Raw genomic sequence first — 12423 nt, 5'->3', positions numbered from 1 at the left:
GGCGACAACAGGTTAACTGTAAGGTTATTACGGATTCACAAACGTCGCTTTCACCCGCGACGAGCGTTTGAAATAGGGGACGATCAATGCGGTTGCCAGCAAAGTAAACAGCAACTGGCGAACGGCGACACCATCTTCAACTGGCGAAAACGCAAAGGCTTTAACCGCCAGTAATACGGAAATCAGTAACCAGATAATATAGTGTTTAGGAACACAACGCCGGCGTTTAAAGAACGCGATAGTTAACCACAAGGTGTAATACCACATGGCAATAGCGGTAATAAACGAAACGCCCCATAAGATTTGCGTCGTCAGTGTTTGTTCGCCGAGCGTTTTAAATGTTTGAGGAGAGGATAACGCTGCACAGTACAGCAACAACGCCAGCGTCGTACTCAATAGGGCGACTAACAGCCAGGCCAACGGCCCAAGCAACCAGCCTCCAATACGTTGTGGCGTTGTGGTGATCATACGTTCTCCAGAATAGCGACAGCAAACAGGCAAATCTAATTTTAGGGGCGTTATTATAAGGCTTTTATAACCAATCGCTACTTTCTTTATTGAACATAGTGCCAGACGGACTTTGGAACCTGGCCAAGGTCAAACAATCGACCGCCAGAGACCAGTTCAGCACGGCGGTGATCGGCTGCGCGATACATATTGATAATATCCTGATCGTCCGTCAGGGTGTAATTAAGGTGGTCGTAGAGTTTTTCCAGACTTTCGAGAGAATTGATTTTACGAAACTTTAATAAGTATTCCTGAGCAGTCATAAAAGATCCATAAAATAACTAATACCAAAGTGGTAGGTATTATATGTTATGATAAAATTTCACCAGCGGTGAACGCTTTTGCAATAACAATAATAAGAATGTGCTGATGGCAAATATTCAGGGATGAAATACTGCTAATAAAAGAGTAACGCGCTTTACTATTCCTGACAATCGTCAACTCCATCGAGCAAGATAATAAATTCCTGGTTTAAATACCTGTCAAGTTAAAACATGCACCCGAATGGCTGCATGTTGTCTTGCAAACGCAGAGATTACTTGTGTTGCACCTGGGTACTCTGTTCTGGCGGCTGGTAGTTGTCAATGTGACTCGCCACGCCAAGAAGAATGACTGAAACAACAAGAACGATCCAACCTGTTAATTCAATAAGACGATTCATTACTGCCCACATCTATGTTGATTGATCCATTAACTAAGGCCGTAAATGTTACTTAGCAATAATTGCTCCAGCAAGATTTTTACTGATGTTTTTGCGATATTTATCTTTTTCCTTCGGAAAATTAGCTATTTTTTTGACTTAAGTTAAATAACATCCCTTATTGCTGGCAGGTTATTAAACTGTTGAGAGAGGGTAAAGGATAGTGTCAAATAGCAATCATACTTCAATGAGAGGCAATGACATGAGCGACAACATCCGTGTTGGGTTGATTGGGTACGGTTATGCGAGTAAAACCTTCCATGCGCCCCTGATTGCGGGCACGCCCGGGCTGGAGCTGGCAGTTATCTCCAGCAGTGACGAAACAAAAGTAAAGGCCGACTGGCCAACGGTTACGGTTGTCTCTGAACCGAAGCATCTCTTTAATGATCCCAATATTGACCTGATTGTCATTCCTACGCCCAACGATACTCATTTTCCGTTAGCGAAAGCGGCGCTGGAAGCGGGTAAACACGTAGTCGTTGATAAGCCCTTTACCGTGACACTGTCACAAGCGCGAGAACTGGATGCGCTGGCAAAAAGCCTTGGACGCGTGTTGTCCGTGTTTCATAACCGTCGCTGGGACAGTGATTTTCTGACGCTGAAAGGATTACTTGCGGAAGGTGTGCTGGGTGAGGTTGCTTACTTTGAGTCACATTTTGATCGTTTCCGTCCGCAGGTACGCGATCGCTGGCGTGAACAGGGCGGTCCTGGCAGCGGTATCTGGTACGATCTGGCACCGCATCTGCTCGATCAGGCCATTACGTTGTTTGGCTTACCTGTCAGCATGACCGTGGATTTAGCACAGTTACGTCCAGGAGCGCAGTCGACCGATTATTTCCACGCCATTTTGTCCTATCCACAACGGCGGGTTATTTTACACGGCACTATGCTGGCGGCGGCAGAGTCGGCGCGTTATATCGTTCATGGCTCTCGCGGCAGCTATATTAAATATGGCCTCGATCCACAGGAAGAACGCTTGAAAAATGGCGAGCGTCTGCCACAAGAGGATTGGGGCTACGATATGCGTGACGGCGTACTTACCCGCGTTGAAGGTGAAGAACGTGTCGAAGAAACACTGCTGACGGTGCCGGGAAATTATCCGGCTTACTATGCTGCTATTCGTGATGCGTTGAATGGCGATGGAGAAAATCCGGTTCCGGCAAGTCAGGCAATCCAGGTGATGGAGCTGATTGAGCTGGGCATTGAATCCGCCAAACATCGCGCGACGCTGTGTCTGGCGTAAATAATGTAGACATTCTTGATGAGTTTAATGCCTGATACGACACTTACGCGTCTTATCAGGCATGTTCTTATTTCGCTGCTACTTTTTCTTTCAGTGCGCGTTTTTCCTCTGCGCTGAGGAAAGCCATTTCCAGACCATTAATCTGCGCCTGGCGGATTTGCTCGCGGGATAACCCAGCAGCCGGCGCGGCAACGGTATATTCGTGAATGATATCCACGCCCTGTACGCCTGGATCGTCAGTGTTAATGCTGGCACAAATACCATGCTCAAGGAACGTTTTCAGCGGATGTGCCGCCAGAGACGCTACGGTGCTGGTCTGAATATTTGAGGTCAGACAAGATTCAATACCAATTTGCTGTTCAGCGAGAAAATCCATCAGCGCCCGATCTTCAATGGCTTTTACGCCATGTCCAATACGCTGCGCCCCCAGTTCACGAATAGCCTGCCAGATGCTTTCTGGCCCGGCGGCTTCGCCCGCATGGACAGTAATATGCCAGCCTGCATCACGCGCGCGATTGAAGTGAGAAAGGAACAGACTCCCCGGGAAACCAAGCTCATCACCGGCTAAATCCAGTGCGGTAATCTGATCGCGATGAGCTAAAAATGCTTCCAGCTCTTGCTGACAGGCGGCTTCGCCAAAGGTTCGGCTCATAATTCCGATAAGCTTCGCCTGCACGCCAAAGGTGCGGCAACCTTCACGTACGCCATCAATGACTGCTTCAACGACGCCTGCGACAGGCAACTGATGCGCCATCGCCATATAACCCGGCGAAAAACGCAGTTCAACATAGTGCAGGCCATTACGGGCAGCATCTTCTATATTTTCAAACGCCACGCGACGGCAGGCGTCGAGCGTGGCAAGAACTTTTACGCCCCAGTCAAGTTTGGTCAGAAAGCTAACCAGATCGGGTTCGTTGGCGATGACCTGAACGTGAGGGATCAACGTGTCCAGGGACTGTGCAGGAAGCGAGATATTATACTGGCGGCCAAGTTCAAGAATGGTCTGGGGACGAATGTTGCCATCAAGGTGGCGATGGATATCGGTTAATGGCAGGGTGGTATCAATCATGGTCGCACTCTTTTTCTGTATATAAAAGTGCGCACCATTATAAAAACAAAACCGGGTAAAAATCTACGATTGCGCAACGATTATTTGCGTTGCGCAATCGTAATCAGCGTACAGTTCGGATGGCGTTAATCAAACCGGCAATACCTTTTTCCAGTTTTGAACGCGGGCATCCGGCATTGAGACGAACAAAGCCACGACCCTCTTCACCGTAGGTATATCCCGGCATGATCGCTACTTTTTCTTGCTCAATCAGGGCTTTTTGCAATGCGTTGTCGTCGATATTCAACGGACGTAGATCAAGCCAGGCCAGATAAGTGGATTGTGGTAGCTGCCAGTTGAGTTCCGGGAACGCTGCATTCATCGTATTTGCGATATATGTCAGATTGTCTTGCAGATAGACACGTAAGGCATCCAGCCACGGCGCGCCTTGTTGATAGGCGGCAATATGGGCGGTAAGCGCCAGTACGGCTGGTGAGGACAATCCATCACGACCTTTCAGTGCCGATAAATACGTCTCGCGACTATCGCTATTTTCAATGATGCCGTAGGCTCCGGTCAGAGCGGGTATGTTGAAGCTTTTTGAGCCAGAGGTCAGCAGCGCCCAGTTTCCGCGCGCCACGTTACTCCAGGGAATATGCGGTTGCTCGCCCCATACCATATCCATATGGATTTCATCGGAGATAACACGCACATCATGCCGCTCGCACAGGTCTGCCATTATCTCCAGTTCGTCATAACTCCAGACCTTACCGGTGGGGTTCTGTGGGCTACACAGGAGCATAATTTTACACTCCGGTTTTGCCAACACCGCTTCCAGTTTGGTCATATCGCAAAACCAGCCGTCTGCTCGTTTCTCTAAAGCAACGGGCATCACGGTGCGCTGATTACCTTCGATGGCTTTGTAAAATGCGTCGTAAGCTGGGGTATGGATCACTACACCTTCACCGACAGCAGACCACTGGCGAATCAATTCCGACACCATATAGATAACAGAAGGACCATAAACCACCGACTGCGTATCAATGGCGGTGTTATGCTGGGTGGAGAACCAGTGGGCAATAGCCGCGAGAAACTCATCGTTTTTCCAGCGGCTGTAGCCAAATACACCGTGCATCAGACGTTGATTAAGCGCCTCGATAATGCAGGGGGCGGTGGCAAAATCCATGTCTGAAATCGTGAACGGTAACAGGTCAGCAGTGCCAAAACGGTCAGCGACATAGTCCCACTGTGTACACCATGTCCCATGACGATCCACGACCTTTGAAAAATCGAACATATTTTATCCTTATGCCTGAACAGTACGCATCAGACCAGCCATTTCGTCTTTTACTGACTGAACTTGCGGCCCGATAACAACCTGCAGGTTATGTTGATTAAGTTGTACTACGCCAATTGCCCGATTGTCCTTTAGCGCCTGTACATTAACAAGCGACATATCTTTCACTGACAAACGCAGACGGGTAATGCAGTTATCCAGGCTGACAATATTGTCGGCACCGCCTAAGGCTTCGAGGATTGCCGGAACGTTGTAACCCGATTTACCCGGCGCACCGGTAACGGCTTTTTCGATTGAGCTGGCGATTTCACTGTCGCGACCCGGTGTTTTCAGATTGAAGCGGGTGATAGCGAAACGGAAGATGACGTAGTAAACGACAAACCAGATTGCCGCCACCACTGGCACCATGTACCACTTAGTCGACAGGCCATGCAAAATACCGAACACCACAAAATCGATGATATTGCCATCGGTATTACCGATGGTGACGCCGAGCACAGACATGACGGTGAAGCCGAGGCCGGTTAACAGCGCGTGGATGACGTAGAGAACTGGCGCTACGAACAGGAACAAGAACTCCAGCGGTTCGGTGGTGCCGCCAACAACACAGGCGATCAGGCCAGAAATCAGCAGTCCTTTAATTTTATGACGGTTTTCCGGGCGAGCACAGTGATACATGGCTAATGCAGCACCTGGCAGACCGCCGAGGAACGCAGGCATTTTACCCTGGGAGAGGAAACGCGTGGCGCTTTCAGAGAAACCGTGAGTGGTCGGGCAGCTTAATTGCGCCTGGAAGATGGTGAGTGCGCCGCTGACGGTTTGTCCACAGACTTCCTGCGTGCCGCCCGCGTCAGTAAAGCGAATTAATGCCACCAGAATGTGATGCAGACCAAACGGCAATAGCAGACGTTCACCCGTACCAAACAGCATAGGTCCGAAATCACCCGCGCTGTTGATCATATGACCTAAGCCGCTAATACCCATGGCAAAAATCGGCCAGACTAACGGAATCACCAGACCGACAAGCCCCATCACCAGCGAGGAGATAATTGGCACGAAGCGCGTACCGCCGAAGAATGCCAGCGCATCCGGCAGGCGGATATTATGAAAACGCTCATGCAGCATCCAGACGATAATACCGGCGATCACCGCACCGAGGATCCCGGTGTCGATCGACTGGATCCCAAGAATGCTCTGGATGTTATTGGCTTTCAGAACAGCTGCATCGGTGGTTGGCAGAATGCCTTTATTGGTCAACCAGAAGTTAACCGCCAGGTTCATTACCGCATAACCCACGAAACCAGCGAACGCCGCTACGCCTTTGTTCTCGCGCGCCAGCCCTAGCGGGATCGCAATACAGAACATCACCGGCAGAAAGCTAAAAGCGAACGAGCCAATTTTACTCATCCAGGTAAAGATAGCCTGCAACACGGGGTTACCCAATGCCGGGATGAGGGTGATGACATCATGGCTACTCAGGGAACTACCAATCCCTAACATAATGCCGCAGAACGACAGTAATGCGACGGGTAACATAAAGGTTTTGCCTAACTGCTGGAAAAATTCCCACAGCGTGACTTTCGGTGCTGCTTTCGCCGTCATAAAACGACTCCTTGTTAAGAACAGTCTGGATTCAATAAATTGCGCGAGAAGATAAAACGTTTTATCAAACTTTAGTGAGGCATAAATCACATTACGCGACGATAATAGCGGGTATAAGATAAATTAAAGGTAAAACGTTTTATCTGTCACAAAAATCAGGGAGTAGGTCATCTGTATGGCTACCGCCAAAAAAATCACCATTCATGATGTTGCGCTGGCTGCGGGCGTGTCGGTCAGTACCGTTTCGCTGGTACTTAGCGGGAAAGGACGAATATCTACCGCTACGGGGGAACGGGTTAACGCAGCGATTGAAGAGCTGGGATTTGTGCGCAATCGCCAGGCGTCGGCACTGCGCGGCGGGCAAAGCGGCGTCATTGGTTTGATCGTCCGTGATTTATCTACGTCATTTTACGCTGAATTAACGGCCGGATTGACGGAAGCTCTGGAGGCGCAGGGGCGGATGGTTTTTTTGCTTCACGGCGGTAAAGACGGCGAGCAGTTGGCACAGCGGTTCTCACTGTTGCTCAACCAGGGCGTCGATGGTGTAGTGATTGCCGGTGCGGCGGGAAGCAGCGATGGCCTGCGGCGGATGGCAGAAGAAAAAGGTATCCCGGTGATTTTCGCTTCCCGTGCCAGTTATCTTGATGATGTCGATACTGTTCGCCCGGACAACATGCAGGCTGCGCAGTTATTGACGGAGCATCTCATTCGCAATGGACATCAGCGTATCGCCTGGTTGGGAGGGCAAAGTTCCTCATTAACCCGCGCGGAGCGGGTGGGGGGATATTGCGCGACATTATTAAAATTTGGCCTGCCGTTTCACAGCGATTGGGTACTGGAGTGCACTTCCAGCCAGAAACAAGCTGCGGAAGCTATCACAGCACTTTTGCGCCGTAACCCGACTATCAGCGCCGTGGTTTGCTATAACGAAACTATTGCGATGGGGGCATGGTTTGGTTTGCTGAAAGCAGGGCGGCAAAGCGGGGAGAGCGGAGTCGATCGTTACTTTGAGCAACAGGTTTCGCTGGCGGCATTTACCGATGCGACGCAAACCACACTTGATGACATACCCGTTACCTGGGCAAGTACACCTGCGCGGGAACTTGGTACAACACTTGCAGATCGCATGATGCAAAAAATCACCCATGAAGAGACGCATTCACGTAATCTTATTATCCCCGCCCGGCTCATTGCGGCGAAATAAACCTCTCTTTATCTGCTATACCTGGTAGTGTCCTTTCCTCAAGGTTAATGATAAAAATGTGGCACACAGGCGGTGCCTTTTATTTTTACTGAAGTTCACAGGAGGTTTATGTGTTTAATTCTGACAACCTGAGACTCGACGGAAAATGCGCCATCATCACCGGTGCGGGTGCAGGTATTGGTAAAGAAATCGCCATTACATTCGCGACAGCAGGTGCATCTGTAGTAGTCAGCGATATTAACGCCGATGCAGCTAATCATGTTGTAGATGAAATTCAACAACTGGGTGGCCAGGCATTTGCGTGGCGCTGTGATATTACGTCCGAACAGGAATTATCCGCTCTGGCAGACTTTGCCGTCAGTAAACTGGGTAAAGTTGATATTCTGGTTAACAACGCCGGTGGCGGTGGGCCTAAGCCATTTGATATGCCAATGGCGGATTTTCGCCGCGCTTATGAACTGAATGTCTTTTCTTTTTTCCATCTTTCACAACTCATTGCGCCAGAGATGGAAAAAAATGGCGGTGGCGTTATTCTGACTATCACTTCTATGGCGGCAGAAAATAAAAATAAAAACATGACCTCGTATGCGTCATCTAAAGCTGCGGCCAGTCATCTGGTCAGGAATATGGCGTTTGACCTGGGTGAGAAAAATATTCGGGTGAATGGTATTGCGCCGGGAGCAATATTAACGGATGCCCTCAAATCCGTTATTACACCAGAAATCGAACAAAAAATGTTGCAACACACGCCAATCAGACGTCTGGGCCAACCGCAAGATATTGCTAATGCGGCGTTGTTTTTGTGTTCACCCGCAGCCGGCTGGATAAGCGGACAAATTCTCACTGTCTCTGGCGGTGGGGTACAGGAACTCAATTAATTCAAATAAACCAGAAAACAACGCAACTCAGCGTTGTTTTCTGATGCTGATGGGTTATCAGAAAAGTGCATCCATCTCGCTACTGGTTGCCATATTTTGATTGCTGGTTGACCAATTATCGTGTGAATAATACTCGAATGCGGGGGGCTTCGCACATTTGACCTGCAATGTTAGGCGCTTGCATGGCAAAGCAGTAAACTACTTATTCACGCTAACTATAATGGTTTAACGATGGATAACATGCAGACTGAAGCACAACCGACACGGACCCGGATCCTCAATGCTGCCAGAGAGATTTTTTCAGAAAATGGATTTCACAGTGCCTCGATGAAAGCCATCTGTAAATCTTGCGGCATAAGCCCAGGAACGCTCTATCACCATTTCATTTCTAAAGAAGCCTTAATTCAGGCGATTATCCTTCAGGATCAGGAGAGGGCGGTGATCCGCTTCCGCGAAGCTATCGAAGGGATTCATTTCGTTGACTATATGGTCGAGTCGATAGTTTCTCTCACTCATGAAGCCTTTGGACAGCGGGCGCTGGTGGTCGAGATTATGGCGGAAGGGATGCGCAATCCACAGGTCGCCGCCATGCTTAAGAATAAGCATCTGACGATTACGGAGTTTATCGCCCAGCGTATGCGCGATGCCCAGCAAAAAGGTGAGATAAACCCTGACATCAACACGGCAATGACCTCTCGCTTACTGCTGGATTTGACCTATGGCGTACTGGCCGATATCGAAGCCGAAGACCTGGCGTGTGAAGCGTCATTCGCCCGGGGATTACGCGCGATGATTGGTGGTATTTTAACTGCATCCTGATTCTGTCTTTTCGCGGGTCGGTGACCACTGTACCCGTGTTTAATGTTTTAGTCCCTGAACAAAAATCTTCGAGGCTGACGGCAAACACAAAATTGCCTGATGGCTACGCTTAGACCGACAAAACCTGAACACATCGCAGGTCGGATAAGACGTTTACGCCGCATCCGACAAAAATCAGACGCCGGAGAGAAAAATCTCCGGCGTTTTGGCTGTGAATTACTGCTGCGGTATTGCCGGTACAGCCGGAACGTTTAATGCCGGCATCGCAAACATCCCAACAAAATCTTCCAGTGGCATTTTCTGCCCGTTTAACGTGATCTGACCGTTAGCATATTGCAGGCTGGTGGTGATGGTATTGTCCTGCAAGGTGGTCAGACGAAACATTTGACCCATTGCTGACGCGCCTTCAACTTGCTGTTTTGCCAGTTTTTTCGCTTGATCTTCCTGATAACCTTCCAGCTTCGCTACCTGGGTCATCAGCTCAGTTGCCATATCGACCGGAATGGTTAGTTTTGCCTCCAGAGACTTAACCGAGCGATCAACTTCCTGAGCCAGTGTCTGCGGCGCTTCTTTAGTCGTTGCCGGATCTTTCAGGAACAGCGACAGATTCAGCGCACTTTCACCCTGACTGTTTTTCCAGCTTAACGGAGCGACAGTTATCACCGGATCGCCTTTCAACATCAGCGGCAGGGCGCTAAAGAAGGCTTCCGTCACTTTCTCCTGATAAAGTTCGGGATTGTTGGCAATCTCTGGCTGTGCCAGCAGAGCCTGGGTTTGCGCGTTATATTGCTGGCTAAACTGGTGCCAGGCTTCGCCATCAATCTGACCAACTTTTAAAGTCAGCTTGCCGCTGCCCAGATCCTGATTCTGTACTTTCAGGCTGTTTAGCGAGTAATCCAGTTGGCTATTGATCGTTTTACCGTCATTGACCAGGTCTGATTTACCGCTGATCTCCATGCCTTCCAGCAGTGCCAGTTCTTTGCCTTCTACCGAAATGGTCATTTTTTCCAGTGACAGTTTTTGGTTACCCACGCGCTCACCAAAACTTGCCAGTGTGCTGGAACCGTCGGTTTTCAGATTATTAAAGGTCAACTGCACTTTCTGGTTGTATTCGTTAACCGCATCCACCCGGCCGCTTTGTGCCTCCCCGGAAAGGGAGATAGCTTTGCCGTCTCTGTCAGCATTTAACTGGAACTCGCCGCCGCTAAAGGCGACTTTTTCATCTTTTTGTTCGTAATTCAGTGGCTTGAGAGAGATATCTGAGCTGGAATCACCGCTGTAACCAATGCGGGAGTTAATCTCAAAAGGTGTTTCTCCTTTTGCCATATCAAACAGTGGCTTGCTCACATTGTTGTTGACAAGCGTGGTTTGAATCGACGCCATCGACGGGATCAGGTTCAGTTTTTTAAGCTGGGCCAGGGGAAAGGGACCATGATCAACCGATTCGTTGAAGATCACGCTCTGACCGCTTTTAATCCACGGATTTTCTTTCCCGGCAACGGGTTTCACCACCAGCTGTAACTGGCTGCTGAACACGCCGCGATGATAGTTTTGATAACTCACTTCCAGGTTGGATTCAGGAGCCGTCAGTTTAAGTTGCGCATTCGCCTGCGCGACCATCTCCTCGAGATGGGTTTCTATTTTCTTGCCTGTGTACCATGCGCCGCCTGTCCAGACTACGCCGAGCGCAACAATGACGCCTACCGCTACCAGCGATTTATTCATAGTGATTATCCATAAAATGAAATCAGGCGGACTGGCCGCCTGAAGTGTTATAAGCCTTTAATAAGCTTAGCAAGAGATGTTAATTTTTTCAGTAAGCTCTTACAGCTTGTTGTAAACACGGGCTAAACGTCCGTGGCCTTTCACTGTCACCGGTGACTCGTTGGCGGCAATAAACGCTGATTCACCCGGTTTAAGCGGTAACTGCTGAGAACCTTTACACAGAGTTGCTTCACCTTCAACGCAGAACAAAATGGCGGCACTTTGCTGGCTGATAGTGGTTTCTTTATCACTAAGATCATGCAGCGAGAAGGCAAAATCATCCACTGGAATCGGGAAGTCCAGTTCTGCACCTTGCTTCACCGGCTGGGTCAACAACTGGTTAGCTGGTTTGGCTTCGAACTTCACGTTGGCAACCAGCTCAGGAATATCAATATATTTTGGCGTCAGACCCGCACGCAGCACGTTATCAGAGTTCGCCATCACTTCCAGCGCCACGCCTTGCAGGTAGGCGTGCGGTGTTTCAGCGAACAGGAACATCGCTTCGCCAGGATTCAATTTCACCACATTCAACAATAGCGGGGAGAACAGACCGCTGTCATCCGGGTAAAATTCAGAAATTAAACGAATCGTTTGCCACGGTTCACCCTGCTGGCTGCCGAGGGCCGATTTTAAAATCGCCAGCGCGCGGGATTTTTCTTCACCCTGCATATTCAACAGGCTGGCGAACAGGTCGCTTAAACGTTCGGCACTGGGCTGCTGTAAAAAGTGAGCAATCGCCGGATGCGCGCCCGCGACAGGCTGGAGCAGGGAGACAATCTCGGAGAACTCACGAAACGCGTTCATCGCGAGGAATGGTGTCAGGGCAAAAACCAGCTCCGGCTTGTGGTTAGGATCTTTATAGTTACGCTCGGCGGCATCCATCGGAATACCTGCGGCATTTTCTTTGGCAAAACCGATTTCAGAATTGCGTTTGTTCGGATGAACCTGAATGGAGAGCGGCTGAGCTGCGCATAATACTTTGAACAGGAAAGGCAGTTCGCCAAAGCGTTGGGCAACGGCCTCTCCGAGCAGAGTCGATTTATCACTCTCAATCACATCACGCAGTGAAACGATATCTCCGGCAGCATTGTGCACACGGGAACTGCTTTTCGGATGTGCCCCCATCCACAGCTCGGCCATCGGTTGGCTGGACGGATTTTCCATACCATAAAGTTCAGTCAACGCCGTTTTGCTGCCCCAGGCATAGTTTTGCACTGAGTTAATGAGTTTTTGCATGATCAATCCCTGTTTAAATGTGGAAATTAATCCCGCTATTAAAGCAAGAATCCTACGGGAAGTAACCTGGAGCCGCAAAAAGTCGTACTTGTCTCAGTTTTTGTTAAAAAAGTGTGTAGGATATT

Annotated in this window: 12 protein-coding genes; 4 read left to right on the top strand and 8 right to left on the bottom strand. The window is 49.4% G+C overall.

Annotation, left to right across the window (positions count from 1 at the left end; all coding sequences use genetic code 11):
- Positions 1–27: 27 nt before the first annotated feature.
- The 3 genes from LG381_RS15920 to blr all read right to left on the bottom strand — a co-directional run bounded on the left by LG381_RS15920 (position 28) and on the right by blr (position 1168).
- Positions 28–468, bottom strand: a complete 441-nt coding sequence (locus LG381_RS15920) for a DUF2569 domain-containing protein (RefSeq protein ID WP_024212466.1) — start codon at positions 466–468, stop codon at positions 28–30.
- A gap of 86 nt (positions 469–554) precedes the next feature.
- Positions 555–770, bottom strand: coding sequence for a transcription modulator YdgT (gene ydgT, locus LG381_RS15915; RefSeq protein WP_000126621.1), 216 nt, complete (start codon positions 768–770; stop codon positions 555–557).
- Positions 771–1042: 272 nt separating this feature from the next.
- Positions 1043–1168: a division septum protein Blr gene (gene blr, locus LG381_RS15910; RefSeq protein WP_032155957.1), complete on the bottom strand. Its 126-nt coding sequence runs from the start codon at positions 1166–1168 to the stop codon at positions 1043–1045.
- 241 nt (positions 1169–1409) lie between these two features.
- Here blr and LG381_RS15905 point away from each other — a divergent pair, with 241 nt between their 5' ends.
- Positions 1410–2450, top strand: a complete 1041-nt coding sequence (locus tag LG381_RS15905; protein WP_001282509.1) for an oxidoreductase — start codon at positions 1410–1412, stop codon at positions 2448–2450.
- A gap of 67 nt (positions 2451–2517) precedes the next feature.
- Here the strand turns inward: LG381_RS15905 and add are convergent, their stop codons facing one another.
- The 3 genes from add to malX form a co-directional block, all read right to left on the bottom strand.
- Positions 2518–3519, bottom strand: coding sequence for an adenosine deaminase (add, locus tag LG381_RS15900; RefSeq protein WP_032225238.1), 1002 nt, complete (start codon positions 3517–3519; stop codon positions 2518–2520).
- A gap of 103 nt (positions 3520–3622) precedes the next feature.
- On the bottom strand, positions 3623–4795 hold the full coding sequence (gene malY, locus LG381_RS15895) for a bifunctional maltose regulon transcriptional repressor/cystathionine beta-lyase MalY (protein ID WP_105289743.1): 1173 nt from the start codon (positions 4793–4795) through the stop codon (positions 3623–3625).
- A gap of 9 nt (positions 4796–4804) precedes the next feature.
- Positions 4805–6397, bottom strand: coding sequence for a PTS maltose transporter subunit IICB (gene malX / locus LG381_RS15890; protein ID WP_176251457.1), 1593 nt, complete (start codon positions 6395–6397; stop codon positions 4805–4807).
- 175 nt (positions 6398–6572) lie between these two features.
- Between malX and malI the strand changes: the two genes are divergently transcribed.
- From malI to uidR, 3 genes are all read left to right on the top strand, one after another.
- Positions 6573–7601 (top strand): mal regulon transcriptional regulator MalI, encoded by a 1029-nt coding sequence (gene malI / locus LG381_RS15885; protein WP_000179525.1) that lies wholly within the window; start codon positions 6573–6575, stop codon positions 7599–7601.
- Positions 7602–7711: 110 nt separating this feature from the next.
- The gene (gene hdhA, locus LG381_RS15880) at positions 7712–8479 is read left to right on the top strand and encodes a 7-alpha-hydroxysteroid dehydrogenase (RefSeq protein ID WP_105280439.1); all 768 of its coding nucleotides are present in this window, start codon (positions 7712–7714) and stop codon (positions 8477–8479) included.
- A 231-nt stretch (positions 8480–8710) separates the two neighbouring features.
- Complete coding sequence (uidR, locus tag LG381_RS15875; RefSeq protein ID WP_225762627.1) at positions 8711–9298, top strand: DNA-binding transcriptional regulator UidR; 588 nt, start codon at positions 8711–8713, stop codon at positions 9296–9298.
- A 216-nt stretch (positions 9299–9514) separates the two neighbouring features.
- Here the strand turns inward: uidR and LG381_RS15870 are convergent, their stop codons facing one another.
- Together LG381_RS15870 and manA are read right to left on the bottom strand one after the other, a co-directional pair.
- Positions 9515–11023, bottom strand: a complete 1509-nt coding sequence (locus tag LG381_RS15870; RefSeq protein ID WP_225762626.1) for a YdgA family protein — start codon at positions 11021–11023, stop codon at positions 9515–9517.
- Positions 11024–11122: 99 nt separating this feature from the next.
- Positions 11123–12298 (bottom strand): mannose-6-phosphate isomerase, encoded by a 1176-nt coding sequence (manA, locus tag LG381_RS15865; protein ID WP_225762625.1) that lies wholly within the window; start codon positions 12296–12298, stop codon positions 11123–11125.
- Positions 12299–12423 lie beyond the last annotated feature (125 nt).

The sequence above is a fragment of the Escherichia sp. Marseille-Q3837 genome (assembly GCF_916618735.1).
GTDB lineage: Bacteria > Pseudomonadota > Gammaproteobacteria > Enterobacterales > Enterobacteriaceae > Escherichia > Escherichia ruysiae.
Note: the sequence above shows the minus strand (reverse complement) of the source record. Positions and strands in the feature narration are given on the sequence as shown.